Source organism: Streptomyces xiamenensis (genome assembly GCF_000993785.3).
GTDB classification, from domain to species: Bacteria; Actinomycetota; Actinomycetes; order Streptomycetales; family Streptomycetaceae; genus Streptomyces; species Streptomyces xiamenensis.
Genome location: NZ_CP009922.3, coordinates 3,456,315 through 3,482,435 on the forward strand (window position 1 = coordinate 3,456,315; position 26,121 = coordinate 3,482,435).

The window sequence follows — 26,121 nt, forward strand, 5'->3', positions numbered from 1 at the left end:
TCCTTGTGGGCCCGCCGCGTTGTGTATTGCTCTTGTGATGGTTCCTGCGGACGAGTGCGAGGACGAGGACACGTGCCTACCGGCAAGGTCAAGTGGTTCAACAGCGAGAAGGGCTTCGGCTTCCTCTCCCGCGACGACGGCGCTGACGTCTTCGTCCATTCCTCCGCCCTGCCCAGTGGCGTCGACAGCCTCAAGCCCGGCCAGCGCGTCGAGTTCGGCGTCGTCGCCGGCCAGCGCGGTGACCAGGCGCTGTCGGTGGTCGTCCTGGACCCGGTGCCCTCGCTCGCCGCGCAGCAGCGCCGCAAGCCCGATGAGCTGGCCTCGATCGTGCAGGACCTGACCACCCTCCTGGAGAACGTCACCCAGCAGCTGGAGCGCGGCCGGTACCCGGACAAGGACAGCGGCCGGAAGATCGCGGGCATGCTGCGCGCGGTCGCCGATCAGCTCGACGTCTGACCCGTCGCCGCCGCTTTGGCGGACGCCGCCGCGGTGGCCTCCGGGGGCAGCAGCAGTTCCCCGGCCACCGGCGGTACCAGGCCCTGACCCGCGGCCCTGGTCAGCAGCTCCCGTACCGCCGCGTGGCCGGAGTCGCCCAGCTCCGCCGTGAAGTCGTTCACGTACAGCCCGATGTGCTGGTCCGCCACGGCCGGATCCATCTCCTGGGCGTGCGCCAGGACGTACTCCCGGGACGCCGCCGGGTCCGCCCACGCCTGCCGCACCGAGGCGCGGATGGCGTCGCTGATCGCCGTCAGCCGCTCGGTGCCCAGGGACCGCTTGCCGATGATCGCGCCGAGCGGGATCGGGTGCCCGGTGGTGGACTCCCAGAACTCGCCCATGTCGGCGAGCTTGTGCAGCCCGTACCCCTGGTACGTGAACCGCGCCTCGTGGATGACCAGGCCCGCGTCCACCACCCCGTCGCGGACCGCCGGCATGATCTCGTGGAAGGGCAGCACCCGGATCTCGCCGATGCCGGGCGCCGGCACGCTCGCCGCCGCCCACAGCCGGAAGAGCAGATACGCGGTGGACCGCTCGCTCGGGACGGCCACGGTCTTGCCGACCAGGGACGCGCCGGGCTCGCGGGTGAGCACCAGCGGACCGCAGCCACGGCCCAGCGCCCCACCGCAGGACAGCAGCGCGTACTCCTCCAGCACCCAGGGCAGAACGGCGTAGGAGACCTTCAGCAGCTCGCCCTCGCCGCGCTCGGCCAGGCCGTTGGTGATGTCGATGTCGGCGAAGTCCACGCTCACCGGCGGCGCGCCCGCGACCAGGCCGTGCGACCAGGCGTGGAAGACGAAGGTGTCGTTGGGGCAGGGGGAGTGGCGGAGCGTCAGCGTTCCGGTGGGCGTGCCGGTGTCCGTCATGGTGCGGTGCTCCGTTCTGCCGTCCGTGCCCCGAGGCCGTCCTCCAGGACGGGGACCATCCTGGCAAACGCCTCGGTGAGCGCGGTCAGCGCCTCCCCGATCCGCCAGGCGGCGCGGTCACGCGGGCCCACGGCGTTCGAGACGGTACGGATCTCCAGCACCGGTACGCCGGCCCGGGCGGCGGCCTCGGCCACCCCGAACCCCTCCATCGCCTCGGCGGCGGCCTCCGGATGGCGCCGGACCAGCTCGGCGGCGCGGGCCGCCGTGCCGGTCGCGGTGGAGACGGTGAGCACCGGGGCGCGCACGGCGCCCAGCGCCGCGGCCACGGCCGGGGAGAGGTCGGGGTCCGCCGGGTACGCGGCGGTGCCGAATCCCAGGGTGCCCAGGTCGGTGAAGCCCTCCGGGCTCTCGCCCGGGGTCTGCGCGCCCAGATCGGCGGCGACGAGCGCGGAGGCCACCACCGTGTCGCCGATCCCGGCGTGCGGCGCGATGCCGCCGCCGATGCCGGCCGAGATCACCAGGTCGTACGGGGCGGGGCCGGAACCGGCGAGCGCGAAGGCCGTCGCGGCGGCGGCCGCGGCCGGACCCGCGCCGGCGGCCAGCACCGCGTACCGCACGGCGCCCGCGCCGGCACCACCGGCATCGGCATCACCGGCTCCGTCGGAACCCACCGCCCGCAGCACCGCGTCCCGCTCGGCGGCCACGGCCGTCACCACCAGGACGCGGCCCACGGCCGGCTCAGTCCTCGCTGTCGGGGCTCAGCTGGGCGTTCCACACGCCCTTGACGCTGTCGTACAGGGCGGCCTGCACCGCTTCCTGCCCCTCGGCCTGGGCGATGGCGGTCAGCTTCTCCAGGCTGAAGTCCTCGGTCACCTCGGCGACCGACACCCGCAGCGTGCCGTCGCCGGACTGCTGCATCGCGTTCTGCGACAGCGACCACAGCAGGTCGCCGGAGAGCGTGCGGTAGGTGCTGGTGTAGCGCTGGTACTCGATCGGCTGGTCGTTGACGAACAGCAGCCAGCCCGAGTCGGCGACCTTCGGGTCCACGCCGATCCGGAACGCGTCGCCGGTGTTGTAGTCGAAGACCGGTACGTCCGTGGCGGCCGTCAGGCACTTCTGCGCCTGCTCCGCGCCCAGCGTCTCGCCGTGGCCGTAGCAGTCGGCGTCCGCCTCGGGGGAGGTGGTGTTGGTGTTGAGCGTGAAGTGCGCGTTGGGCGTCGGCTTCTCACAGGCCGACAGGACGACGAGGCCCAGCGACACGGCGCCGACGGCGGCAGCGGTACGAATGGCCCGTCGGCCCCGGCTCCTGGAGATCGCAGTCATGCGGGCAGATTACCGGGCAGCCCCGCTCACCTCACGCGCGGGTACGGGGAGCCGCGCCGCGCGGTCGCCAGCAGGCTGCCCATGGTGGGCACCGCCCCGGCCACCACCAGGACCGCCGCGACCGCCATCCCCAGGGTGCCGTTGAGCGGCAGGGCCATCGCGATGGCGCCGCCGATCACCCACGCCATCTGCACCATCGTCTCGGAACGGGCGAACGTGGAGGTACGCACTACTTCCGGGACATCGCGCTGAATGATCGCGTCCAGCGACAACTTGCCCATCGCCTGGCAGATTCCTGCCACGGCGCTCACCGCCGTCACCGTCGCCAGCCCGTACGCCACCACCGCCGCCACCGTCGAGGCCAGCGCCAGCACCATCATCATCAGCAGGATCGCCTCGGGCGCCCGGTCCCGCAGCCAGGAGCCCAGCACATTGCCCAGACCGTTGCCCAGACCGGCCGCCACCCCCACGATGCTCAGCGACACGGCGGGCGACTGTCCGGAAAGGCCGTGCTCGCGCAGCAGGAACGCCAGGAAGAACAGCAGGAAGCCGGTCAGGCAGCGCAGCGAGGAGTTAGCCACCAGCGCCTTCAGCACCGGGGTGTCCATCCCCGCGCCCAGCAGCCGCGTCCCGCGCCCGGTCTCCTTCGTGCGCTCCGCCCGCTCGGCGCGCGAGCGGGTCAGCTCCGCCAGGTGCACCTCGCGCTCGCCGCGCGCCAGGTCCACCTTGTGCGGCAGCCGGAAGGACATCACCGCGCCCGCCACCGTGATCAGGAACGCCGCGTACAGCGGCCATTTCTCGCCCAGCGCGTTCAGCCCCAGACCCACCGGTGCCGCCACCCCGGCCGAGATCAGCCCGGTCAGCGTGATCCGGGCGTTCGCCTTCACCAGCGAGATCTGGCCGGGCAACAGCCGTGGCACGACGGCGGCCCGCACGATGTTGTACGCCTTGGACGCCACCATCACGCCCAGCGCCGCCGGGTACAGCTCCAGGCTCGCCCCCGAGGCCACGGCGCTGGCGATCACCAGCGCGAGCATCCCGCGCACCAGCAGCGCCCCGGCCATCGCCGCCCGCCGGCCGTGCGGGACCCGGTCCAGCAGCGGGCCGATCACGGGGGCCAGCAGGACGAACGGCGCCATGGTGACCGCCAGATACAGCGCCACCCGGCCCCGGGCCTCGCCGGTGGGGACGGAGAAGAAGATCGTGGAGGCCAGCGACATCGTGATGAGCATGTCGCCCGCCGAGTGCACGGCGTGCAGTTCGATCAGCTTGCCCAGACCGGATTCGCCCGCGCCCTGCGCGTGGGTGGCCTTCCTGACCCGGCGCCCCAGCGCCGTCGGGGGTCTGCGCAGGGCACGCCCGATGGCCCGGCCGGCTCGGGTGAGACGACCCGGGCCGGATCCGGTGTCGTTCCTGGCATCCGACGCGTCCGAGGTGCGGGCAGCAGCCACGGGCAGCAGCCTACGTCCTGAGCCGTCCCGCGCACCCAGGCTCGCGGCCCACGCGCCCCGGGTGTAACCCGTGCGGTAGCGTGGTCAGACGGTGCGCCTAGTCTCGAACAGTACGACGTCGCAGCGGCCGGACCTCCGTTCCGGGCCCGCTCCGTCAGCTCCGTCCGCCTTCAGGCGCCCGCACCGATCAACGGCGTAGGAGGGTCGATTCTTGTGAGTGCCGGGATGCGAAGCCGTACCCCCGACCGGCTGTGCGCGGAGGCTGTGGAACTGGCCCGCGACGCGGCGGCGGAGGCGGCTCGTCCGCAGCCGCTCGGACCCTATCTGGGGGCGGTCGCGGAAGGCGACCGCCTCGTCACCCATCTCTTCGAGAGCCAGGACCCCGGGTACCGGGGCTGGCGCTGGTCGGTGACGGTGGCCCGCGCCTCGCGGGCGAAGAACGTCACCGTGGACGAGGTCGTGCTGACCCCGGGCCCCTCCTCGCTGCTGGCGCCCGAGTGGGTGCCCTGGAGCGAGCGGCTGCGCCCGGGCGACCTGGGGCCCGGCGATCTGCTGCCGTCCGAGGCGGACGACCCGCGCCTGGAGCCCGGGTACGCGCCGGAGCCGGTCGAGGAACTGGAGGAGCTGGAGCGGACCGAGGCGCCCGCGGAGGGCGAGGCGCTGCCGGAACGTGCCAGCATCGCCGCCGTCGCCCGCGAACTGGGCATGGCCCGCCCCCGGGTGATGTCGCGGCTGGGCCTGGACGAGGCGGCCGAACGCTGGGAGGAGCACTACGGGCCGCGCACCCCGATGGCGCAGGCGGCTCCCGCGTCCTGTGTGACCTGTGGCTTCCTGGTGCCGGTGGCGGGCTCGCTGCGCCGCTCCTTCGGTGTGTGCGGCAACGAGTTCTCCCCGGCGGACGGCCACGTGGTGGCCCTGTCCTACGGCTGCGGCGCCCACTCGGAGGCCGCTGTGGTCCCGACCCCGCCGCCCGCGCCGCAGCCGGTCATCGACCACATGACGGCCGATCCGCTGTGAATCCGTAACGGGGCTGCTAGAGGGGGCTGTTACGGGGCCGGGTCGCGGCCTCCCGGCCCGGCGTGTCGGTGCGCACGGGTACTGTCGCTCCCGTGACCGTGACCCACGACGACCCGTTCGACACCGGACGGCTGCGGCAGACCGTCCTGAACGCCTGGAGCGCGTCCCCGGCGCGGTTCCGGGAGGACGCCAACGCCGAGGAGGACCTCGCCCGCGGCGGCTACCGCGACCGGGTGGTGGTCGAACTGGCGCAGAACGCCGCCGACGCCGCCGCCCGTTCCGGCGCGCCGGGGCGGCTGCGGCTGGGCCTGCGCGACGGGGTGCTGGTCGCGGCCAACACCGGTGACCCGCTGGACGCGGCCGGGGTCGCCTCCCTGTCCACGCTGCGCGCCTCCGCCAAACGGGACGGCGAAGGCGAGGGCGGTGACGCCGCCGCGACCGTGGGCCGGTTCGGGGTCGGCTTCGCCGCCGTACTGGCCGTCAGCGACGATCCCGCGATCGTCAGTTCCACGGGCGGGGTGCGCTGGTCGCTCGCCGACTCCACCGCGCTCGCCCGGGAGACCGCGGGGGACAACCCAGAGCTGATCGCTGAGCTGGAGCGCCGGGCGGGCGGGAGGCACGCCGTACCGCTGCTGCGGCTGCCATTCCCGCAGACCCCTGACGATCCGCCGGCCGTGGTGCCCGAGGGGTACGACACCGCCGTGGTGCTGCCACTGCGCGACGCCGCCGCCGAGGACCTGGTCACCCGGCTGCTGGACGCCGTGGACGACACGCTGCTGCTGGCGCTGCCGGGGCTGACCGAGGTCATCGTGGAGACGCCCGGCGGCACCCGCAGCCTCACCCACCGCACGTTCGGCCCGTACACCCAGATCACCGAGGAGCCGGGCCCGGCGGGCAGCGCCGTACGCTCCACCCGCTGGCGGGTGGCCACCGCCGAGGGCGAGGCCGCCCCCGAACTGCTGGCCGACCGGCCCGTCGAGGAGCGCCACCGGCCGCGCTGGGCGGTGACCTGGGCCGTCCCGGTGGACGCCGAAGGCGCCCCGGTGCCGCCCACCAGTCCGCCGGTGCTGCACGCGCCGACCCCCACCGACGAGGCGCTGGGACTGCCGGCGCTGCTCATCGCCACCTTCCCGCTGGAGCCGACCCGCCGTCATGTGGCGCCGGGGCCGCTGACGGAGCATCTGCTGCACGAGGCCGCCGACCTGTACGCGTCGCTGCTGGCCGACTGGCGTCCGGTGACCGCCGGCATCCTCGACCTCGTCCCCGGGCCGCTGGCCCGCGGCGAGATCGACGGGGCGCTGCGCGCGCTGCTGCTGGAGCGGCTGCCGGGGACCGCGTTCCTGCCGCTGGCCGCGCCGCCCGAGACGGGCGAGGACGGCACCGAGACGCCCCAGGCGCTCCGCCCGGACCAGGCCGAACTGCTGGAGCGGGCCGGCGCGGAGACCGTCGCCGTGCTCGCCGAGCTGTTCCCGACCCTGCTGCCGGCCGGGCACGAGCGCCGCGCCGAGCTGCGCATCCTGGAGGTGAGCCGGGTCCCGCTGGGGGAGATGATCGACCGGCTGGCCGGTGTCGAGCGGCCCGCCGCCTGGTGGTGGCGGCTGTACGACTCGCTCTCCGGGGTGGACCCGGAGCTGCTGTCCGGGCTGCCGGTGCCGCTGGCGGACGGGCGGACGACGATCGGGCCGCGCCGGGTCCTGCTGCCGGTGCCCGGCACCGAGGCGGCCGGTCTGGGCCGGCTCGGGCTGAAGATCACGCACCCGGACGCCGCGCATCCGCTGCTGGAGAAGCTCGGCGCCAACCCGGCGACCCCGCGCGCCGTGCTGAGCACCCCGCAGGTGCGCGGCGCGGTGGCGGCCTCCGCCGACTTCGACCTGTGGCACGAGGACGCGCTGCCCGCCACCGAACTGGCCGAGCTGGTGCTGTCGCTGGTGCGCGACGCCGATCTCGCGCCGGGGGACGAGCCGTGGCTGGCCGCGCTGGCGCTGCGCGACGAGGACGGCGAGCTGGCCCCGGCCGGGGAGCTGGTCTACCCGGACAGCCCGTTCCAGCGGCTGATCCGCCCCGGCGAGCTGGCCGCCTGCGACGCCGAGCTGGCGGCCCGCTGGGGTGAGCAGCCGCTGACCGCGGTGGGCGTGCAGGCGACGTTCGCGCTGGTACGGGCCACCGATGTGGTCCTGGACCCCGATGAGCTGGAGCCGCGCGACACGGACTTCCCCGAGCCGGACGACGCGGGGGTGCTCGACGCGGTCGACGTGTGGTGCGAGGACCTGCTGGACGCGCTGCCGCAGACGGATCTGCCGCCGGTGGCGCTGGAGCTGGTGGCGATCCGCGACCTGGAGCTGATCGACGAGGCGTGCTGGCCGCAGGCGCTGTCGCTGCTGGCACGGCACCCGTGGCGGGAGGCGCTGACGGCACCGGTGCAGATCCGGCTGCCGGACGGCACGGTGACCACCGCCCGCCCGTACACCGCCTGGTGGCTGCGCGGCGCCCCGGTGCTGGAGGGCCGCCGCCCGGCGGGTCTGCGGGCCGCCGACGCCGATCCGCTGCTGGCCGGCCTCTACGAGGAGGCCCGGGTGGCGGACGTGGACGAGGAGATCCTGCGCGCGCTGGGGGTGCGGACGACGGCCCGCGCCCTGCTGGCCGAGCCGGGTGGCGCCGCCGAGCTGCTGGCCCGGCTCGCCGACCCGGAGCGTACGGTCACCGCCGCCCGGCTGGTGCGGCTGTACGCGCTGCTGGCGGAGCTGGATCCGGACGAGGTGACGCTGCCCGAGGAGCTGCGGGCGGTGGTGGACGACGTACCGCAAGTGGTGCACGCCGCCGACGCGGTGGTGGCGGACGCGCCCGATCTGCTGCCGCTGGCGACCGGACGGGCCCTGCTTCCGGTCCCGCCGGCCGGGGCGGCGGCGCTGGCGGCGGTGCTCGATGTGCCCGCGTTGAGCGCGGTGCTGCCCGCGGCGCCTCCGGAGGGCGGGGTGGAGCGGGAGGTGCCCGAGGTGGCGCGAACTCTTCTGGGGGCCGGGACACCCCGCACCTACGTCGAACACAATGAACTGATGATCGATGGCACGGAAGTGACCTGGCGCTACCCGGCGGACGGGGCGGACCCACGGGTCCACGCCTCCACCGTCGAGGGTCTGGCGGCCGGTCTCTCCTGGGCCACCGGCCAGTGGCAACGACGCTTCGAGCTGGCGGCACTGCTCGAAGACCCCACACGCTCCGAGGAACTGGCGACCGCGAGGTGGTTCGACTGATGCGCCGATGGATGTCCCGCAAGCCCCTGACCGTGCTGGCCGCCTCGGCCGCCACGCTGCTGACCCTGAGCGCCTGCTCGGCGGCGAACGCCAACGAGGACCGGGAGAACCGGGCGGGCGGGCCCACGACCTCGCGGGACACGGCGGCGGAGCGGGAGTTCTGGACCCCGGAGCCGGGCACCGACTGGCAGTGGCAGCTGATCGGCACCGTGGACACCTCGGTGGATGTGCCCGTCTACGACATCGACGGCTTCGACAACTCGGCCGCCGTCGTCGACACGCTGCACAGCGAGGGCCGCAAGGTCATCTGTTACATCAGCGTGGGCTCCTGGGAGGACTGGCGCCCCGACGCCGGCGACTTCCCCGACAGCGTGATCGGCAACCCGCTGGACGAGTGGGAGGGCGAGCAGTGGCTGGACGTCCGTCAGCTGGACACGCTGCGCCCGCTGATGGCTGCCCGCTTCGACATGTGCGCGGACAAGGGCTTCGACGCCGTCGAGCCGGACAACATGGACGGCTACATCAACGATCCCGGCTTCCCGCTCACGAAGGAGGACCAGGTCGCGTACAACCTGATGATCTCCGAGCTGGCCCATGAGCGGGGCCTGTCGGTCGGCCTGAAGAACGGCGTGGACCAGGTCCCCGAGCTGGTGGACGCGTTCGACTTCGCCGTCAACGAGGAGTGCGCGTACTACAAGGAGTGCGGCAAGGTCAGCCCCTTCATCGAGGCGGGCAAGGCGGTCTTCCACGTCGAGTACGAGATGACGACCGAGGAGTTCTGCCCGGTCACCCAGCCGCTGGGCTTCAGCTCCCTCCAGAAGAACTGGGACCTGGACGCCTGGCGCGCCACCTGCTGAGCCGGGCCCGCCCGGCCGTTCCCCCGCTGCCCCGCCCTGCGGTCACCCGTACGGCGGGGCAGCGCCGTACGGTCCGCCGTACGGCGCCCGTTCCGCCGCGAAGCGGGACGGCGGGACGCCGAAGGTACGGGTGAAGGCCGCCGTGAACGCGGCGGGGGTGGCGTATCCGAGCCGCCCCGCGACCTCGGTGACCGAGGCGGTGGCCAGCAGCGGCACCGCCGTCAGCATCCGCGCGCGGGCCCGCCACACGGCCGGGCTGTCGCCGGTCTCGGCCCGGAACCGGCGGGTGAGGGCCCGCTCGCTCATCGCCGCCCGCGCCGCCCACTCCGCGTTGCTGACGCCGGTGTCAGGAGCGGCCAGATACGCCCGGCACAGCGCCGCCAGCGCGGCCGAGGCCGGAATCCGCACCTGGAACGGGAGCGGGCGCAGCGCCGCGATCTCGTGCAGCAGCAGCGCGATCACGCACCCCGCCCGCCCCGAGCGGTCGTAATCGGCGGGGAACCCGGTGGCGGTCAGCAGCAGTTCGCGCAGCAGCGGCGGCACGTCCACCACCCGGCAGGCCACGGGCCACCAGGGGACGGCGCGCGGCTCGACGTACAGGCTCCCGGTGCTCACCCCGAGCATCCGCACCCGGTGCCGGGTGGCCGCCGGGATCAGGACGGCGCGCTGCGGCGGCACGGTCCAGGTGCCCTCGGCGGTGTCCACGATCATGACCCCGGTGGCGCCGTACAGGAACTGCGCCCGCCGGTGCTCGTGCCAGTCCAGGACGTGCCCGGGCGGATAGTCGGTGCCGATCGGCAGGACGTCCCGGTCCAGGTGGTCGACGTCGGCCAGCGCGATGTTCCTCACCCGGGTCACCCTAGGACGCCTCCTGGCCGGAACGCGAAGGTACGGTGCCGACCATCGCATGCGGGACGCACCGTCCCCTTGATGGGCTGGTCCGCGTGGACTTCATGGCTCTGCTCGGCATCGGGCTGCTCACCGGCGTGACGACGGCACTGTTCGGATTCGGCGGCGGCTTCGTCGCCGTCCCGGTCGTGGTGTGGGCGGACGCCGCCCTCGGACCGGACGCGATGCGGGTGGCGGTGGCCACCTCCGCCCTGGTGATGGTGGTGAACGCGGGATTCGCGACCGCCGTCACCCCGCGCCGCACCCTGGCCGCGCTGCGCGGCGGCGGACCACTGCTGGCACTGCTGGCGGCCGGGGCGGCGGCCGGCGCGTTCGCCGTGCGGTACGCCCCGGCCGGGCCGGTGCGCTGGGCCTTCCTCGGCTACCTCGCCCTCACCATCGCCGACCTGGCGCTGCGCCCCGGCTTCCTGCGCCCGCACCCCCGTCCCCGTCCCCGACCTCTGGCGGACACCACCGCGCCCGCCCGTGGCCCGCTGCCCGCCGCCCTCGGCCTGCCGATCGGCGCCGTGGCGGCCTTCCTCGGCGTGGGCGGCAGCGTGCTGACCGTCCCCGCGATGCGGCGGGCCGGACACCCGATGCGGCTGGCCACCGTGCTGGCCAACCCGCTCACCCTCGTCATGACGCTGCCGGCCACCGCCGTCTCGCTGGGCGGCACCGTGGACAGCGCCGCCGCGCAGGCGCACGCCCAACTGGTGGGCCTCGTCGACCTGCGCGCCGCCGGGGCCCTGCTGCTCGGCGCGCTCCCGGTCATCGCCCTGCTGCGCCGTCGCCCGCCCCACATCCCCGACCGCGCCCACGCCTGGGCGTACCTGGCCCTGCTGTGCGTGATGACGGCCGCGATGGCGTTCGCCGGCTAGGGCCCTGACCGCGCCGGTGGGGTCAGCCGCCCAGGAACGGGACGAGGCTCGGTGCGAGCTTCTTGGGTGCCATGACCACCGCCCCGTGGTTGAGGCCGTCGAGCGTGCGGTGCTCGGCGTGGGGCAGCACCTCGGTGAGTGCCCGCGCGGCCCGGTGGAAACCCTCGGGGCTCTTGCCGCCCGTGAGCACCAGGGTCCGGGAGGGCACCGACGACCACTCGTCGGCGTTCAGCGGCTCGCCCCGCTGGGTGTCGCCCATCACGGCGATGTCGTACGGCAGGGTGGGGGCGAGCGCGGTGAGGCCGGACCACACGCCGGGCATCAGCCGCATCGAGGCGACGAGGAGCCCCGGCATGCCCTGGGCCTTGGTCATGAAGAGCTTCACCGCCTCCCCGCGCCGGTCCTCGGCGAGCAGCGCGTCGATCCGACCGGCGAAGTCCGCCGGCGGGCCGAAGGCGTCGCCGTCGACCGCGAACGGCGGCTCGTAGAGCGCCAGCCGGGGGATGTCCAGACCGGCCGCCGCGGCGCGCAGGGCCAGCACGGCGCCGGAGGAACTGCCGAACACCGCGGCCGACCCGCCGCAGTGCTCCAGCAGCGCCGCGATGTCCTCGATCTCGCGCTCGACCGCGTACCGCGCGCCGTCACCGCTCGCCCCGCGGCCCCGGCGGTCGTAGTTGATGACGGTGAAGTGCCGGGCCAGCAGCCCGGCGAGCTTGGCGCTGTCGGACCGGTCGGCCAGTGCCGAGGCCACCAGGATCACCGCTGGTCCGCTGCCGGACCGCTGGAACGCGATCGTGGTGCCGTCGGCCGAAACGACGGCCGATTCCGTACGGGCCGTGTTCTCACTCGTCGCGGACACGTTCGTCAACTCCCCTGGTCGTGGCGGCACGTGCCGCCGGAGGGTGGACCGGGGCGGGGCGCGGAACTCATCGGTCCGCCCGCTCCCTCGTGGGCGGGCCGGGCCCGCCCACGACGAGGCCCCCGCCGGCGTGCTGCCGGCGGGGGCCTCGGGGTGCGGAGAGGGAAGGGATACGTGGGCTCAGCCGGCCGGCTGGGCCTGCGGCTCCTTCTCCTCCTCCATCATCGACTTCGGCAGGTCGGGGACCGTCTTCGGGGCGATCCGCGCCGCCACCTCCAGCAGCACACCGGCGCCCACCGCCATGCCCACGGCCGTCAGCGGCATCTGGGTGCCGACCAGTTGCAGCTCGAAGAAGTCCTGGGCGAACGGGATGCTGATCGCCAGCAGGAAGCCGGTGCCCATCGTGACGATCAGGCCGACCCGCCACCAGGTGAGCGGCCGGGCGATGATCGTCAGCACCCACAGCGCGATCAGGAACAGTGTCAGCGTCGCCGCCGTGGTCTCCGCCTCACGGGTCGCGGCCGTGGCCCCGTAGTGGGCCCTGGCCAGCAGATACGTGCCGAAGGTGGCGGCACCGGCCAGCAGACCGAAGGGGACGGCCAGTCTGAGCACCCTGCGCACGAAGTACGGGCGGGCCCGCTCCTTGTTCGGCGCCAGCGCCAGGAAGAACGCCGGGGTGCCGATGGTCAGCGCCGACAGCAGTGTGGAGTGGCGCGGCAGGAACGGGTACGGCACCTGCGCCGCGATCACCGCGAACGCCATGAACACCGAGTAGACCGTCTTCGTCAGGAAGAGGTTCGCGACCCGCTCGATGTTGCCGATGACCCGGCGTCCCTCGGCCACCACGTCCGGCAGGGTCGCGAAGCTGTTGTTCAGCAGCACGATCTGCGCGACCGCGCGGGTGGCCTCCGAGCCCGAGCCCATCGAGACACCGATGTCGGCGTCCTTCAGAGCGAGCACGTCGTTCACGCCGTCGCCCGTCATCGCCACGTTGTGGCCCTTGGACTGGAGCGCGCCGACCATCTCCCGCTTCTGCTGCGGGGAGACCCGGCCGAAGACGGCGCCGCCCTCGACGGCCTCCGCCATCTGTTCCCGCTCCTGCGGCAGCTGCCGGGCGTCCACCGGGGCGTCCGCGCCGGGCAGCCCCAGCTTTCCGGCGACCGCGCCCACCGACACGGCGTTGTCCCCGGAGATGACCTTGGCGTCCACGCCCTGTTCGGCGAAGTACCGCAGGGTGTCGGGGGCCTCGCGGCGCAGCCGCTGCTCCAGGATCACCAGCGCGGCCGGGGTCAGCGACTCCGGTGCCGCCGAGGCCCGGACGTCCTCCAGCCGGCCCTCGGCGCGGGCCAGCAGCAGCACCCGCAGCCCCTGGGTGTTCAGCTCGTCGACGGCGGCCAGCTGCGGGTCGCCGGGGGGCAGCAGGACGTCGGGGGCGCCCAGCAGCCAGGTGTGGCGCGCGCCGTCCGGCTCGGTCAGCTCCGCGCCGCTGTACTTGCGGGCGGAGGAGAAGGGCAGTGTCTCGCCGTGCCGCCAGCCGTCCCCGGCGCTGTCCGCCGGGTAGGCGTCGATGATCGCGGCGAGCGAGGCGTTCGGGCGCGGGTCGCTGGCGCCGAGCGTGGCCAGCACGCCGCGTGCGTAGGTCTCGTCCCGGCCGCCGTCCAGCACCCGCAGGTCGGTGACGTCCATGCCGCCCTCGGTGAGGGTGCCGGTCTTGTCCAGGCACACCACATCGACGCGGGCCAGGCCCTCGATGGCGGGCAGTTCCTGCACCAGGCACTGCTTGCGGCCCAGCCGGATCACGCCGATCGCGAAGGCGACGGAGGTGATGAGCACGAGGCCCTCGGGCACCATCACCACGATGCCGGCCACGGTGCGGCGGATCGCCTCGAAGGTGTCGGCCCGCTCCACCAGCAGCTGGCTGATCATCAGGCCGATGGAGGCCGGGATCATCAGCATGATGCAGAACTTGAGGATCTTGGCGATGCCGTTGCGCAGCTCGGAGTTGACCAGCGTGAAGCGGGACGCCTCCTCGGCGAGCTGGGCCGCGTACGCCTCCCGTCCCACCTTGGTGGCGGTGAACGCGCCGCCGCCGGCCACCACGAAGCTGCCGGACATCACGGTGTCGCCCGGCTGCTTGACCACCGGGTCGGCCTCGCCGGTCAGCAGCGACTCGTCGATCTCCAGGCCGTCCGACTCGGTGACCACACCGTCGACCACGACCTTGTCGCCGGGGCCGAGCTCGATGAGGTCGCCCAGCACGATCTCGGCGTTGGCGACCTCCTTGGCCGCGCCGTCGCGCCGGACGGTGGGCCGGGACTCTCCGATGACCGCCAGGCTGTCGAGCGTCTTCTTGGCGCGCAGCTCCTGGATGATGCCGATCAGCGCGTTGAAGAGGACGACGCCGCCGAACAGGCCGTCCTTGAGCGGTCCGACCACCAGGATGACGGCGAACAGCACGCCCATGATGGCGTTGAAGAGTGTGAATACATTGCCGCGGATGATCTCGCCGACGGATCGTGACGCCCGTACCGGTACGTCGTTGACCTCGCCGCGCGCGACCCGCTCGGCGACCTCGGCGCTGGTCAGACCGGTGTGCCGGTCCGTGCCTCCTGGCCCCCCACCCGGCTGGTCGTCCGCGATTCGCGTGACGGGAGTACGGCCCCCGCCTGCCCCTTGACTCATGGCTTCCGTCCCTCTAAGGGGCGGGCTGCTCACTGGGCCCGCCATCGGCGGACGGTCCGTGCGCGTCCCGGCCGCTGTTCCGGGCAGCGTACAGGGCGGCTTCGCGCCTCCGTACGATCCACAGACCCAGCAGTCCCAGACCGGTTCCGGCCAGGCAGGTCCACACCCACCACGTGTGATCGTGGTCGCTGAACCAGCTGTAGAAGGGGACCTGGACCACGAAGAGGGCGCCCCAGATGAGGGTGCCGACCGTGATGGTCGCCACCACATTGCCCTCCAGCGGCTCCGGTGCCACCCGTTTGCCGTCGGTCCAATCGCCCAGCCGCATGCCGTGCCTTCCCGTCCTATCCCGTCCCGTCCCCGAGGTAGCGGTGCTCAGCGTAACCGGGGGCGGTGACGCGGCGGGATGAGGTGGTCCCCCCGGGACTGTGTGGTGGACCCTCTCCCGGACCCGGTCCGGTCGGCACTCCCCTGGCGAGCAGGGCGCTGCGCTGGACGCAGGAGTGGAACCGTTCGTCGAAGTCCTCGCGGGCGAGTATCCGCAGCACGTAGTCCTGGAGCGGGAGTCCGCGCCGGGCGGCGTGTGCGGTGAGCTGGGCCAGCAGGGCGTCCGCTATCCGGATGCTGAGGACGGAGGAGGAGGTTCCCGGGACGGGTGTGGGGGATGTCATGGGAAATACGGTCCCGGCCGCCCGGCGGCGCGCAACTGCTTTCCGTACAGGGTCACTCGAAAGGGTGGTCTTGGGGGGTGTTCCTGGTGCGCGGCGGCGTGGCATGCGCGTATATTTCGTTAGGCAAGCTAATGAGCTATGGTGGTGTACATGCCCAACGTGACGCCGGCCGCCCGCGCCGACGATGCCGAAGCGGTCAACACCCTGCGCATCGCCGTCCTGCGGCTCTCCCGCCGCCTGCGCCATCTGCGGGTGGACCGCACGCTCAGCCTCGCCGAGATGTCGGCCCTGGGCACCCTGGCCCGCTGCGGCGCGATGACCCCGGGCGAGCTGGCCCGCAAGGAGCACGTCCAGCCGCCGTCCATGACCCGCATCATCGCCCTGCTCGTGGACCGGGGCCTGGTCCGTCTCGAACCGCACCCCGAGGACCGGCGGCAGAAGCTGGTCGCCGCCACCGACGAGGCCGAGGCGGTGCTGGAGGCGAGCCGCAGCCAGCGTAACGCCTGGCTGACGCAGCTCGCCGAGGAACTCGACGAGGAGGAGTGGGCCGCCCTGCGCGAGGCCGCCCCCGTCCTGCACAAGCTCGCGCACCTCTAGCCGGCTCCGCACCGCGTACCGCCGCACGGAGCCACGCACCACCGCACGACACCCGCACGACCGCATCACCCGCACGACGCGCACGAACCGCACGAACCGCACCACTGGCACCACCGCACAAAGGAGTGTCCTCTTGAGTTCGGGACCCGGAGCAGACTCCGCACCCGCACCGACCGACGATCACCACGACGCCCCCCTCACGACCTTCAGCTCCCTCGCGGTCCGCAATTACCGGATGTTCTTCTTCGGGTCCTCGATATCGAACATCGGTACTTGGATGCAGCGGATCGCCCAGGACTGGCTGGTGCACGAGCTGACCGGATCCGCCGCCGCGGTGGGTATCACCACCGCCCTGCAATTCCTGCCGATGCTGCTGTTCGGCCTCTACGGCGGAGTCCTCGCCGACCGCTTCGACAAGCGGCGGCTCCTGTTCGTCACCCAGTCCTCGCTGGGCCTGACCGGCCTGCTGCTGGGCGCCCTGACCATCACCGGTCATGTGAACGTGTACCACGTGTACGCCCTGGCCTTCGTGGTCGGCGTCGTCACCGTGGTCGACAACCCCACCCGCCAGACCTTCGTGGCCGACATGGTCGGCCCCCGGCTGCTGCCGAACGCGGTCTCCCTGAACTCCGCGAACTTCCACTCCGCCCGCCTCATCGGCCCCGCCGTCGCCGGTGTGCTGATCACCGCCGTGGGCGGTGGCTGGGCGTTCATCGTCAACGGGCTCTCGTTCGCCGCGCCCATCGTCGGCCTGATGATGATGCGCTCCTCCGAACTGAACGCCTCCCTCCGCGCCCCACGCAGGAAGGGCCAGCTGCGCGAGGGGCTGCGCTACGTCGGCAGCCGCCCCGAACTGCTGTGGCCGATCGTGCTGGTCGGCTTCATCGGCACCTTCGGGTTCAACTTCCCGGTGTGGGCCATCGCCTTCACGGACGGCGTCTTCGACGCCGGGGCCGGCAGCTACGGCCTGCTGAACACCCTGATGGGCGCCGGCTCGGTCGTCGGCGCGCTGCTGGCCGCCCGGCGCGGCAGCCGGCGGATGCGCTTCACCTTCGCCGCCGCGGCGCTGTTCTCCGCGGTGCTGATGCTGTCCTCGGCCGCGCCGTTCTTCTGGGTCTACGCGGTGCTGATGGTGCCGATGGGCCTGGTGGCGATGACCTTCCAGGTGTCTTCGAACGCCGGCATCCAGCTGAACACCGACCCGGAGATGCGGGGCCGGGTGATCAGCCTCTACATGATGGTCTTCCTCGGCGGCACGCCGATCGGCGCGCCGGTGGTCGGCTGGGTCACCGACAGCTTCGGCCCCCGGGTCGGCATGGCCTCGGGCGGGGCGATCTGCCTGCTGGGCACGATGGCGCTCGCCCTGGTGCTCGCGAGAATCGGCGGCCTGCGGCTGCGCATCGACCTGCGGGCCGGGCGCCGGGCGCTGGCGCTGGTGCCCCGCGATCCGCAGCCGGTGGCCACCACGGCCTGACCGGCCCGCGATACCGGCCACCCGGTGGGGCGGTGGCCCGCACGGACGCACTCCGTACGGGCCACCGCCCCACCGTCGTGCGGGCCAGGCCCCGTCAGATCCGGCGGGCCAGCAGGGCGCCCGGCCAGTCCCCGTTCGCGGTGAACCGCTCCACCAGCCCGAACCCCTGCGCGAGGTAGTAGGCGAGCAGCCGCCCGTCGTCCCCCGCGTAACAGTCGACGCGCAGCAGCGAGATGTCCTGCCGCCGGGCCTCGGCCACGGCGTGCTCCAGCAGCGCGGCCCCCACGCCCCGCCCCGCGAAGCGCCGGTCGGTCACCAGCAGATGCACATACACCTCGGGCTCCCCGGCGGGCGCGATGTACGGTCCCGGGCCCGGGGTGAGCGTCATCGTCCCGGCCGGCTCCCCGTCGATCTCGGCGACCCACGGAGTCCCCTCCGCGACGATCTCCCCGACCCGCGCCACCGCCCTGGGCCGCCCCGACCACGGCTCGCTGCCCCACTGCCCCGTCCGTCCGCCGGCCGCCAGCCACTCCACGGCACCGTCCAGCATGCCGAGTATGAGGGGAATATCGTCACTGCCACCCGATCGGATCTTCATGTGGCCCGATCCTAACCAGGGGGGACATCGCACCCATGAGACTTTTCGCCGCGCTCTTCCCGGACGACGGGGCGCTACGGGAACTGGAACGGGCGGTGCGCCCGCTGCGCCGCGAGGACGCGGAGGGCGTGCGCTGGACGCCGGTGGCCGGGTGGCATCTCACGCTCGCCTTCTACGGCGAGGTCCCCGACGAACTCGTCCCCGAACTGCGGCAGCGCCTGGGGGCGGTGGCCGCCGCAGGGAGCACGCTCACCCTGCGGCTGGCGGGCGGTGGCCGGTTCGGCGACCGCGCGCTGTGGGCCGGGGTGGACGGGGACACGGAACCCCTGACCGCCCTGGCGACGGCGGCCCGCGACACGGGCACCACCCTGGGCCTGCTGCCCGACGAGCGGCCCGGGTACGTACCGCACCTGACGGTCGCCCTCGCCCGGCGCGGCGCGCGCACCGCGCTGGCCCCGTACGCCGAGCGCCTCGACGCCTTCGCCGGCCGCCCGTGGGCGGCCGGCGAGCTGGTGCTGGTGCGCAGCGAGACCGGTCCCGACGGCTCCCGCTACAGCACGGAGGCGTCGTGGCCGCTGGGTGGCGGCGCCGGCGGCTGAGCTACCTTTGAGCGCGTGAACACCAAGACCCGAACCCGCATCGTCAGCGGCGCGCTCGTGCTCATCCTGGCCGTGGTGGCGCTGTCCGCCCTCTTCGGCTGACGGGCCGCGCGCGGCCTACCAGGCGAACGCCTCGGGGGAGGGGCCCGGGCCGGGGAAGATCTCGTCCAGCTTGGCCAGCAGCTCCGGGCTCAGTTCCAGCTCCACCGCCCGCACCGCGGACTCCAGCTGCTCGGCGACCCGCGGCCCGACGATCGGCCCGGTGACGGCGGGCCGGGTCAGCAGCCAGGCCAGACCCACCTCGCCCGGCTCCAGGCCGTGCTCGGCCACCAGGTCCTCGTACGCCTGCACCTGCGCCCGCCGTACCGGGTCGGCCAGCACCTCGGCCGCCCGGCCGCCGCCGCTGCGGCGCTCACCGCGCTCGTTCTCCTTGCGGATGGCGCCGCCCAGCAGCCCGCCGCTGAGCGGGGACCACGGGATCACGCCGAGCCCGTAGCTCTCGGCGGCCGGGATCACCTCCATCTCGGCGCGCCGCTCGACCAGGTTGTACAGGCACTGTTCGCTCACCAGGCCGAGCGAGCCGCGCCGCGCCGCGGCCTCGTTGGCCTGCGCGATGTGCCAGCCGGCGTGGTTGCTGGAGCCGGCGTACAGGATCTTGCCCTGCTGGACGAGGACGTCGATGGCCTGCCAGATCTCCTCCCACGGGGTGTGCCGGTCCACGTGGTGGAACTGGTAGAGGTCGATGTAGTCGGTGTTCAGCCGCTTGAGGCTGGCCTCGACGGCGCGCCGGATGTTGAGGGCGGACAGCCGGTCCTCGTTCGGCCAGGGGTCGCCCTCGCCCAGGTGCATCGAGCCGTACACCTTGGTGGCCAGCACCGTCTTCTCGCGCCGCCCGCCGCCGAGCCCGAACCAGGAGCCGACGATCTCCTCGGTGCGGCCCTTGTTCTCGCCCCAGCCGTAGACGTTGGCGGTGTCGAAGAAGTTGACGCCGGCGCCCAGGGCGGCGTCCATGACGGCGTGCGAGCCCGCCTCGTCGGTGAACGGGCCGAAGTTCATGGTGCCCAGGACGAGACGGCTGACCTTGAGGCCGGTGCGGCCCAGCTGTGTGTACTTCATGATCGCCACTGAACTCCCTGGAGTGCGCTCCAGGCAAGCGTGTTCTGGCACTCTTGGGCGCATGACGGTCTGGAGTGCGGCTGCCGGAGTGATGAGCGCGGTGCTGCTGGCGGCGGCGCCCGGGGCGCGCCCGACGCAGGACGAGGCGCCCCAGCGGTTCACCATCGAGGACGAGCGGATCACGGAGTCCAGCGGTCTGGCTGCCTCCACCCGGCACCCCGGGGTGTACTGGACGCACAACGACAGCGGGTACGGCCCGTACCTGTACGCCGTGGACGCGGCCACCGGGCGGACCGTGGCCACCCTCACCCTCCAGGGCGCCGAGATGCGCGATGTGGAGGCGATCCACTTCGGCCCGGACGGGGCGCTGTACGTCGGGGACATCGGGGACAACTTCGACGGCGGCTGGGACGAGGTGTGGATCTACCGGGTGCCCGAACCGGAGGTGCTGGCGGACGCGACGGTCGTGCCGGACGTCTACCGGGTGCGGTACGACGACGGGCCGCGGGACGCCGAGTCACTGATGGTGCATCCGCAGACCGGGCGGGTCTACATCGCCAGCAAGAAGCGCAAGGAGCCTGGGGCGTTGTACGCCGGGCCCGAGACGCTGTCGACGACGGAGGTCAACACCTTCGAGCGGGTCGCGGACATCGACCTGTGGATGACGGACGGAGCGTTCTCACCGGACGGTACCCGGCTGGCGCTGCGCGGGTACTTCACCGCCCGGATGTATGAGTGGACGGAGGAGGGGCTGGGGGAGCAGATCAACCGGCAGCTGCTGATCCCGGCGCAGCCGCAGGGCGAGTCGATGACGTTCACGCCGGACGGGCGGTACCTGATGTACGGCTCGGAGGGGGAGCGCAGTGAGGTGGTGCCGGTGGAGCTGAAGGGCGAGCTGCTGCCGGAGAGCCTGCGGGAGGAGGAGCCGGAGGGCGACGGGGAGGACGAGGGGGAGGCGGACTCCGGTGCCGTACCGCCCGCGCAGGGCAATGACCCGGCCGACCCGGACGCGCAGGGCGGGGCGGAGGAGGACTCCGCCGCGTTCACCCGGCTGCTGGCGACCTTCGCGCTGGGAACGGTCCTGGTGGTGGCGCTGCGCCGCCTGCTGTTCAGCCGTCGTCGGCGGGACGGGTGAAGTAGCGGGCGAGGCCGTCGAGCACCCGGTCGAGGCCGAAGGCGAAGATCTCGTCCCCGGTGATGTCGAAGGCGTCCTCGGACAGCGCGAAGACCTCGGGGTAGGCGCCGGAGCGGTGGGCGATCTCCATCAGGGGCGCCTGGGTGTCCCAGAACTCCTGGTCGCTCATGCCGCTCTGCTCCGAGAGCTGCTGGGCCAGGACGTGGGTGCGGGCCAGCCCGGTGACGTAGGCGTCGAGGGTCTGGATGACGGCGACCTTCTCCCGGCCGCTGAGGGGCAGTCCGCGCAGCCCGGTGAGGGAGAACTCGAAGCCCAGCAGGGCGTTGGGGCCCAGCAGCGGGCGTGACTGATTGACCTGGAGCAGCCAGGGGTGGCGCAGGTAGGTGGCGTAGGAGCCGCGGGCGACCTGTTCGAGGCGTTCGCGCCAGCCGGTGCCGGGGGCGGGCTCCATGGTCTCGCCGGGGTCGGGGCCGTTGACCCGGTCGAGCATCAGGTCCAGGAGTTCTTCCTTGCCCGGGACGTACCGGTACAGGCTCATGGCGCCGACGCCGAGTTCGGCGGCGACCTTGCGCATGGACAGGGCGGCGATCCCGTCGCGGTCGGCGAGTTCGATGGCGGCGGTGACGATGGCGTCCAGGCTGAGCCCGGGGCGCGGGCCGCGGTTCGGGGTCTCCCGCCCCTCCCACATCAGACGCAGGCTGCGCGTGATGTCCTCGCTGCCGCCGTTGTGTGCCGTGCTCATGGTGTGGCCCATTTAATCACTGTCCCCCTCTACTGGGTACGGCGTACGCTGTGCCGCGTACACTGTACTCAGTAGAGGGGGGCCATGATCGCCATCCGCGCGGAAGATCTGCGCAAGACCTACGGGAAGCAGGCCAAGACGGCCCTGGACGGCCTGAACCTGGCCGTGCCGAGCGGCACCGTCTGCGGACTGCTCGGGCCCAACGGCGCCGGCAAGACCACCGCCGTGCGCATCCTCACCACCCTCATCCGCGCCGACGGCGGCCGGGCCGAGGTGGCCGGCGTCGACGTACGGCGCGACCCGCGCGCGGTGCGGCGCCGGATCGGACTCACCGGCCAGCACCCGGCGGTCGACGAGATCCTCACCGCCCGCCAGAACCTGCGGATGTTCGGCCGGCTCTTCCACCTCGACGCCCGCCGGGCGGACGCCCGCGCCGAGGCGCTGCTGGAGCAGTTCAGCCTCACCGAGGCCGCCGACCGCCCCGCCAAGTCCTTCAGCGGTGGCATGCGCCGCCGCCTCGACCTCGCCGCGAGCATGGTGCTGGCGCCCGAGGTGCTCTTCCTGGACGAGCCCACCACCGGGCTCGACCCGCGCGGCCGGGGCGAGGTGTGGGACGCGGTCCGCCGGCTCACCACCACCGGCACCACCGTGCTGCTCACCACCCATTATCTGGACGAGGCCGACCAGCTCTCGGACCGGATCGTCGTCATGAACCACGGCCGCAAGGTCACCGAGGACACCCCGGCCGCCCTCAAGCGCGCCTTCGGCGGCGACCGCCTGGAGGTGGTGGTGGCAGGACCCGCCGACCTGCCCGCCGCGATCAAGGCCGTCGCCCGCGTCGCCACCGACGGCGCGGAGCCCGAACACGACACGGAACGACTGCGGGTCACCGCCCCCGTCCGCGACGGCGTGCCCGCGCTCACCGAGGTCGCCCGCACCCTCCAGGACCAGGGCATCGCCGTCACCGACATCGGACTGCGCCGCCCCACCCTCGACGAGGTGTACCTGCGGCTGACCGACACCGACACCGACACCACGCCGGACGCGCCGAACGAGGAGCCGACCCCCGCATGAGCAGCACCGACATCCCCACCCTCGACGGCCCGGAACGCCGCGTGCACTGGGCCGTCCGCGACTGCTGGACCCTCGTCCGCCGCGAACTGACCCACCTGGTGCGGGAGCCCGCCGTCATCGCCTGGCAACTGGGCTTCCCCATCGTCTCGGTGCTGCTGTTCGTGTACGTCTTCGGCAGCGCCATGGACGTCGGCGACGGCGCCGACTACGTCTCGTACGCCATGCCCGGCATGTTCGCCATGACCATGGCCTTCGGCTTCATGAACACCGCGATGGCGGTGGCCGTCGAGAAGGAACGCGGGGTCATCGACCGGTTCCGCTCGATGCCCATGGCGCCCTCGGCGGTCGTCACCGGGCGCGGCGTCTCCGATGTGCTGCACGCCGGGCTGGACCTGCTGATCCTGGCCGGCATCGCGCTGGTCATCGGCTGGCGCTCGGACGGCGGCCCGCTCGCCTCGCTGGCGGCCTTCGGCCTGCTGCTCCTGCTGCGCTTCGCGCTCATCTGGATCGGCGTGCTGCTGGGCCTGCTGGTGCCCAACACCGAGGCGGCGGGGAACCTGTTCGCCGTCGCGTTCCCCTTCGGCATGGTCTCCTCGGTCTTCACCCCGCCCTCGCTGATGCCCGACTGGCTGGGCACCATCGCGATGTGGAACCCGGTCTCGGCCACCGCCGGGGCCATCCGCGAACTCTTCGGCAACCCGATGCCCACCGGCGGCAGCTGGATCGAGGAGAACGCCCTGCTGATGGCGGTGGTCTGGCCCCTGCTGATCACGGCCGTCGTTCTCCCCCTGGCCATCCGCAAATACCAGCGCCTGAGCGGCTGACCACGCACCACACGGCCTGGTTCAGCGGAGGGACGCGGGGGACGGGACCGCCGGAAGGGTCCGCCTCAACCGCTGCTGCTCGCGCTCGCCCCCTGCCGGCTCCGGCAGGGGGCAGCGAGGCGGATCACCGCTTCAGCGCGGTGACGAACGCGGCCCAGGCGGTGGTGGGGAAGGCCACCACGGGCCCGTGGTCGTGCTGCTTGGAGTCGCGGACGGGGACCACGCCGTGGGATGAGGCGAGGTTCGCCGCAGCCTCCACGCAGTTGCCGCCGTTGTTGCTGTAGGAGGACGTGAACCAGCGGGGGGACTCGGTCGTCATGTGATGCCCTTCGACGTCACTGCTTCAGGGAGTTGACGAACGTGGCCCAGGCGGTGGTGGGGAAGGCCACCACGGGCGCGTGGTCGTGCTGCTTGGAGTCGCGGACGGGGACCACGCCGTGGGAAGCGGCGAGGTTGGCGGCGACCTCGATGCACTGGCCGCCATTGCTGCTGTAGGAGGACGTGAACCAGCGGGGGGACTCGGGTGCGGTCGTCACGGGGTGTCTTTTCGCCGTCAGTGCTTCAGGGAGCTGACGAACGTGGCCCAGGCGGTGGTGGGGAAGGCCACCACGGGCCCGTCGTCGTGCTGCTTGGAGTCGCGGATGGGAACCACGCCGTGGGATGAGGCGAGGTTCGTGGCGACCGCGATGCAGGCGCCGCCGTTACTGCTGTAGGAGGACGTGAACCAGCGGGCAGTTTCGGTCATCACCGGGTTCCCTTTCGTGCCTGATTGACCAAGGCCACGGATTCCACCTGCGAACAGGATTCGGCCTGTAGTTGATGGTATGCCGTCAACATGGGCATCACGAACGCAGTTTCTCGCTCAAGATGACCCTTGTGAGCGGACTCCGCGTACGACATGAGCGAACGGTCCGGCATCGTCAACACATAGAGCGGGAGGTCGAACGCGCGTCGCTCGCCGAGATCGTATGACGCCACCTGAAGCACGGTGGAGGGCAGCTCGGCGAATGCGACAAGCCGATCCAGCTGCGCGGCCATCACCCTGGAGTCGCCTACCTGCCGCCGGATGCAACTCTCGTCCAGCACCGCGTAGACCTGCGGCGTCGGGATCCGTTCCAGGGACGCTTGTCGCTTCGCGAGCAGTGCCAGCCGCTCGTCCGCCTGTTGTTCGGTGATCGCTCCACGCCGCACGGCACCCGTGGTGATGGCCGATGCGTACTCCGGAGTCTGGAGGAGTCCCGGGACGATACCCAGTTCAAAGAACCGGATCTCCGTCGCGCGCCCTTCGTTGGAGACGTACTCCGGGAAGCCTTCGAGTATGGCGGTACGCCGCACCGCCTGGCCCTGGCGTTCGAGTCGGTCACCTGTCCCGAACACCTTGTCAGCGGATGAAGTGAAGCGGCGAGTTGGAGGACGGCGCCCAGTTTCGATGGCCGAAATGTGCGTTCCCGAGTACCCAAGGCGTTCGCCCAGCTCGTCTTGGGTCCAACCGCGTTCGTCGCGCAACGTGCGCAGACGCTCTCCGAAGGCCGCGCTCGGTGATTCATCGGGATCCAGCTCTTTTCGGTTCAACAGTTGCCCCAACCGTCTGTGCAGTAAATGCAAGTTGAAGACTTCCCGGACCTGGGCGACGCTAAATCCCGCTGGTAGTGGATTCACTACGGAGAGGAGCGGTCGTGCGTACGACCGAACGGCTGGAACTCCCCCAAGTCCCGATGGAACTCCTTCAACTGCGCGAGGCCCTGGCCCTGCTGGGCGTCTCCACGACACAGGTCAGCCTCAATCCCGGGCTCTCGCCCACGATCTCGGTCCATCGGATGTCGCTGGGCATTGTGCGGCGGCTCGTGCCTGACCTGGTCTGCGGGCTCGCCCGTCAGCATCTGTCGCCGGGGGCGGTGATGTGGAGTGCCGAGCTGGAGCGCGTCGTGGTGGTCGTCTACACAGCCGGCGCGCTCATCCGGGTGCGGGCGTACGGGGACCCCTCGTTCGAGAACCACACACCGGCTGCTGATCTGCGGCCCGCGACGGTGCGGCAGTTGGCGGCCGTGATGCCGGGGGAGTCGGCATGAGCGTTCCGGAGGTGGTCGAGATCACCGCTGAGACGGTGCTGGTCGGTGACGTGATCCAGGTCGGCGGGCGGGCGCTGGTGGTGGCCGATCTGATCCTCACGACGCGGGGCGGACGCCGGCTGGAGTTCGCGACGGGGGAGGCACTGACCCTGCACGCCCGTTCGCGGCTGACCGGGACGCGCCTCAACAGCAGGCGGCGGTCATGACGTCCGTTCCCCGGCTGCCGGACCTGACGTTCGCCGACACCCGGCCCGCCCCGCCCCGCGTGGGCGACCGCTCGGAATGGGTGCTGGGTCGCTGTTGGCTGTGGTGCGGAAACCGCTGCACGTGGGTGTTGTGGCTGGGTTCGGCATCCACCGCCGGGCACTACGCCCAGTTCTACGTCTGCGAGCCGTGCCTGGCCCGCTTGCACCACACGATCATCGACTACGCCGACGCCATGCGCGAAGCCCCCACCGACGCCTCAGGGTTCAAGGTCCCGCTGTACATAGCCCCGGAGGACCCGCCCCGCCCCGAACCGATCAACTACCGCCGCACCCGCCACCGCCGTCCCCGCACAGCCCTCGGCCGCCTGTGGCACCGGCTCATCACCGGGCGGGAAGCGCCGCCTGGCCGCGTTTCCTGACGTCCTCAACCTCCGTTGTCCACAGGGCCA

Annotated in this window: 30 protein-coding genes; 14 read left to right on the plus strand and 16 right to left on the minus strand. The window is 72.6% G+C overall.

Features of this window, described 5'->3' with window-relative positions; genetic code table 11:
- The first annotated feature begins 72 nt into the window (after nucleotides 1-72).
- Nucleotides 73-456 (plus strand): cold-shock protein, encoded by a 384-nt coding sequence (locus SXIM_RS28560; protein ID WP_030729435.1) that lies wholly within the window; start codon nucleotides 73-75, stop codon nucleotides 454-456.
- Here SXIM_RS28560 and SXIM_RS15915 read toward each other — a convergent pair.
- Genes SXIM_RS15915 through SXIM_RS15930 form a run of 4 tightly spaced genes read right to left on the minus strand, consistent with a single transcriptional unit; the run spans nucleotide 441 to nucleotide 4,135 of the window.
- Nucleotides 441-1,361, minus strand: coding sequence for a 1,4-dihydroxy-6-naphtoate synthase (locus SXIM_RS15915; RefSeq protein ID WP_046724456.1), 921 nt, complete (start codon nucleotides 1,359-1,361; stop codon nucleotides 441-443). The genes SXIM_RS28560 and SXIM_RS15915 overlap by 16 nt on opposite strands.
- Entirely contained in the window at nucleotides 1,358-2,092 is a 735-nt protein-coding gene (locus SXIM_RS15920; RefSeq protein ID WP_046724457.1) for a futalosine hydrolase, read from the minus strand. Before SXIM_RS15920 ends, SXIM_RS15915 begins: the two co-directional genes overlap by 4 nt.
- A 7-nt stretch (nucleotides 2,093-2,099) precedes the next feature.
- Nucleotides 2,100-2,684 (minus strand): DUF2771 domain-containing protein, encoded by a 585-nt coding sequence (locus tag SXIM_RS15925; RefSeq protein ID WP_148236120.1) that lies wholly within the window; start codon nucleotides 2,682-2,684, stop codon nucleotides 2,100-2,102.
- Nucleotides 2,685-2,710: 26 nt separating this feature from the next.
- The gene (locus SXIM_RS15930) at nucleotides 2,711-4,135 is read right to left on the minus strand and encodes an MFS transporter (protein ID WP_030729423.1); all 1,425 of its coding nucleotides are present in this window, start codon (nucleotides 4,133-4,135) and stop codon (nucleotides 2,711-2,713) included.
- Between the two features lie 225 nt (nucleotides 4,136-4,360).
- On the opposite strand from SXIM_RS15930, the gene SXIM_RS15935 reads away from it, so the two are divergent.
- The 3 genes from SXIM_RS15935 to SXIM_RS15945 all read left to right on the plus strand — a co-directional run bounded on the left by SXIM_RS15935 (nucleotide 4,361) and on the right by SXIM_RS15945 (nucleotide 9,260).
- Complete coding sequence (locus tag SXIM_RS15935; protein ID WP_030729420.1) at nucleotides 4,361-5,152, plus strand: DUF3027 domain-containing protein; 792 nt, start codon at nucleotides 4,361-4,363, stop codon at nucleotides 5,150-5,152.
- A 92-nt stretch (nucleotides 5,153-5,244) separates the two neighbouring features.
- On the plus strand, nucleotides 5,245-8,403 hold the full coding sequence (locus SXIM_RS15940) for a sacsin N-terminal ATP-binding-like domain-containing protein (RefSeq protein ID WP_030729417.1): 3,159 nt from the start codon (nucleotides 5,245-5,247) through the stop codon (nucleotides 8,401-8,403).
- Nucleotides 8,404-8,414: 11 nt separating this feature from the next.
- The gene (locus tag SXIM_RS15945) at nucleotides 8,415-9,260 is read left to right on the plus strand and encodes an endo alpha-1,4 polygalactosaminidase (protein ID WP_030729414.1); all 846 of its coding nucleotides are present in this window, start codon (nucleotides 8,415-8,417) and stop codon (nucleotides 9,258-9,260) included.
- Between the two features lie 42 nt (nucleotides 9,261-9,302).
- Here the strand turns inward: SXIM_RS15945 and SXIM_RS15950 are convergent, their stop codons facing one another.
- Nucleotides 9,303-10,109, minus strand: coding sequence for an AraC family transcriptional regulator (locus tag SXIM_RS15950; RefSeq protein WP_030729411.1), 807 nt, complete (start codon nucleotides 10,107-10,109; stop codon nucleotides 9,303-9,305).
- Nucleotides 10,110-10,204: 95 nt separating this feature from the next.
- Between SXIM_RS15950 and SXIM_RS15955 the strand changes: the two genes are divergently transcribed.
- The gene (locus SXIM_RS15955; RefSeq protein WP_199811773.1) at nucleotides 10,205-11,026 is read left to right on the plus strand and encodes a sulfite exporter TauE/SafE family protein; all 822 of its coding nucleotides are present in this window, start codon (nucleotides 10,205-10,207) and stop codon (nucleotides 11,024-11,026) included.
- A gap of 22 nt (nucleotides 11,027-11,048) precedes the next feature.
- Here SXIM_RS15955 and SXIM_RS15960 read toward each other — a convergent pair whose 3' ends face one another.
- The 4 genes from SXIM_RS15960 to SXIM_RS28160 all read right to left on the minus strand — a co-directional run bounded on the left by SXIM_RS15960 (nucleotide 11,049) and on the right by SXIM_RS28160 (nucleotide 15,238).
- A complete protein-coding gene (locus SXIM_RS15960) occupies nucleotides 11,049-11,885 on the minus strand; it encodes an alpha/beta fold hydrolase (protein ID WP_046724459.1) in 837 nt (278 codons plus the stop codon).
- Between the two features lie 180 nt (nucleotides 11,886-12,065).
- Complete coding sequence (locus SXIM_RS15965; protein WP_053116215.1) at nucleotides 12,066-14,567, minus strand: HAD-IC family P-type ATPase; 2,502 nt, start codon at nucleotides 14,565-14,567, stop codon at nucleotides 12,066-12,068.
- Between the two features lie 13 nt (nucleotides 14,568-14,580).
- Entirely contained in the window at nucleotides 14,581-14,895 is a 315-nt protein-coding gene (locus SXIM_RS15970; protein WP_030729401.1) for a DUF2530 domain-containing protein, read from the minus strand.
- 16 nt (nucleotides 14,896-14,911) lie between these two features.
- Nucleotides 14,912-15,238: a hypothetical protein gene (locus SXIM_RS28160; protein WP_043177086.1), complete on the minus strand. Its 327-nt coding sequence runs from the start codon at nucleotides 15,236-15,238 to the stop codon at nucleotides 14,912-14,914.
- Nucleotides 15,239-15,388: 150 nt separating this feature from the next.
- On the opposite strand from SXIM_RS28160, the gene SXIM_RS15980 reads away from it, so the two are divergent.
- Both SXIM_RS15980 and SXIM_RS15985 read left to right on the plus strand, forming a co-directional pair.
- Entirely contained in the window at nucleotides 15,389-15,835 is a 447-nt protein-coding gene (locus SXIM_RS15980) for a MarR family transcriptional regulator (RefSeq protein WP_030729398.1), read from the plus strand.
- 133 nt (nucleotides 15,836-15,968) lie between these two features.
- Entirely contained in the window at nucleotides 15,969-17,309 is a 1,341-nt protein-coding gene (locus SXIM_RS15985) for an MFS transporter (RefSeq protein WP_030729395.1), read from the plus strand.
- 94 nt (nucleotides 17,310-17,403) lie between these two features.
- Here SXIM_RS15985 and SXIM_RS15990 read toward each other — a convergent pair whose 3' ends face one another.
- Nucleotides 17,404-17,907 (minus strand): GNAT family N-acetyltransferase, encoded by a 504-nt coding sequence (locus SXIM_RS15990; protein ID WP_046724461.1) that lies wholly within the window; start codon nucleotides 17,905-17,907, stop codon nucleotides 17,404-17,406.
- A gap of 35 nt (nucleotides 17,908-17,942) precedes the next feature.
- Here SXIM_RS15990 and thpR point away from each other — a divergent pair, with 35 nt between their 5' ends.
- Entirely contained in the window at nucleotides 17,943-18,506 is a 564-nt protein-coding gene (gene thpR, locus SXIM_RS15995) for an RNA 2',3'-cyclic phosphodiesterase (protein ID WP_030729389.1), read from the plus strand.
- A gap of 117 nt (nucleotides 18,507-18,623) precedes the next feature.
- On the opposite strand, the gene SXIM_RS16000 is transcribed toward thpR, so the two are convergent.
- Entirely contained in the window at nucleotides 18,624-19,622 is a 999-nt protein-coding gene (locus SXIM_RS16000) for an aldo/keto reductase (RefSeq protein ID WP_046725702.1), read from the minus strand.
- 61 nt (nucleotides 19,623-19,683) lie between these two features.
- Between SXIM_RS16000 and SXIM_RS16005 the strand changes: the two genes are divergently transcribed.
- Nucleotides 19,684-20,757: an esterase-like activity of phytase family protein gene (locus tag SXIM_RS16005; protein ID WP_046724463.1), complete on the plus strand. Its 1,074-nt coding sequence runs from the start codon at nucleotides 19,684-19,686 to the stop codon at nucleotides 20,755-20,757.
- Here SXIM_RS16005 and SXIM_RS16010 read toward each other — a convergent pair.
- On the minus strand, nucleotides 20,732-21,499 hold the full coding sequence (locus SXIM_RS16010; RefSeq protein ID WP_046725703.1) for a TetR/AcrR family transcriptional regulator: 768 nt from the start codon (nucleotides 21,497-21,499) through the stop codon (nucleotides 20,732-20,734). The genes SXIM_RS16005 and SXIM_RS16010 overlap by 26 nt on opposite strands.
- Nucleotides 21,500-21,583: 84 nt before the next feature.
- On the opposite strand from SXIM_RS16010, the gene SXIM_RS16015 reads away from it, so the two are divergent.
- The gene (locus SXIM_RS16015; RefSeq protein WP_046724465.1) at nucleotides 21,584-22,573 is read left to right on the plus strand and encodes an ATP-binding cassette domain-containing protein; all 990 of its coding nucleotides are present in this window, start codon (nucleotides 21,584-21,586) and stop codon (nucleotides 22,571-22,573) included.
- Entirely contained in the window at nucleotides 22,570-23,397 is an 828-nt protein-coding gene (locus SXIM_RS16020) for an ABC transporter permease (protein ID WP_046724467.1), read from the plus strand. Before SXIM_RS16015 ends, SXIM_RS16020 begins: the two co-directional genes overlap by 4 nt.
- Nucleotides 23,398-23,521: 124 nt before the next feature.
- Here SXIM_RS16020 and SXIM_RS16025 read toward each other — a convergent pair whose 3' ends face one another.
- The 4 genes from SXIM_RS16025 to SXIM_RS16040 are packed head-to-tail and all read right to left on the minus strand — an operon-like array spanning nucleotide 23,522 to nucleotide 24,972.
- Entirely contained in the window at nucleotides 23,522-23,716 is a 195-nt protein-coding gene (locus SXIM_RS16025; protein WP_030729371.1) for a DUF397 domain-containing protein, read from the minus strand.
- Nucleotides 23,717-23,732: 16 nt separating this feature from the next.
- On the minus strand, nucleotides 23,733-23,933 hold the full coding sequence (locus SXIM_RS16030; RefSeq protein ID WP_030729368.1) for a DUF397 domain-containing protein: 201 nt from the start codon (nucleotides 23,931-23,933) through the stop codon (nucleotides 23,733-23,735).
- Between the two features lie 17 nt (nucleotides 23,934-23,950).
- Nucleotides 23,951-24,142 (minus strand): DUF397 domain-containing protein, encoded by a 192-nt coding sequence (locus SXIM_RS16035; protein ID WP_030729365.1) that lies wholly within the window; start codon nucleotides 24,140-24,142, stop codon nucleotides 23,951-23,953.
- A complete protein-coding gene (locus tag SXIM_RS16040) occupies nucleotides 24,142-24,972 on the minus strand; it encodes a helix-turn-helix domain-containing protein (RefSeq protein ID WP_030729363.1) in 831 nt (276 codons plus the stop codon). The genes SXIM_RS16035 and SXIM_RS16040 overlap by 1 nt, the downstream gene beginning before the upstream one ends.
- 101 nt (nucleotides 24,973-25,073) lie before the next feature.
- Between SXIM_RS16040 and SXIM_RS16045 the strand changes: the two genes are divergently transcribed.
- Genes SXIM_RS16045 through SXIM_RS16055 form a run of 3 tightly spaced genes read left to right on the plus strand, consistent with a single transcriptional unit; the run spans nucleotide 25,074 to nucleotide 26,091 of the window.
- Nucleotides 25,074-25,466: a hypothetical protein gene (locus SXIM_RS16045; RefSeq protein ID WP_030729361.1), complete on the plus strand. Its 393-nt coding sequence runs from the start codon at nucleotides 25,074-25,076 to the stop codon at nucleotides 25,464-25,466.
- Nucleotides 25,463-25,672, plus strand: coding sequence for a hypothetical protein (locus tag SXIM_RS16050; RefSeq protein WP_030729360.1), 210 nt, complete (start codon nucleotides 25,463-25,465; stop codon nucleotides 25,670-25,672). The genes SXIM_RS16045 and SXIM_RS16050 overlap by 4 nt, the downstream gene beginning before the upstream one ends.
- Nucleotides 25,669-26,091: a hypothetical protein gene (locus tag SXIM_RS16055; protein ID WP_053116217.1), complete on the plus strand. Its 423-nt coding sequence runs from the start codon at nucleotides 25,669-25,671 to the stop codon at nucleotides 26,089-26,091. The genes SXIM_RS16050 and SXIM_RS16055 overlap by 4 nt, the downstream gene beginning before the upstream one ends.
- Nucleotides 26,092-26,121 lie beyond the last annotated feature (30 nt).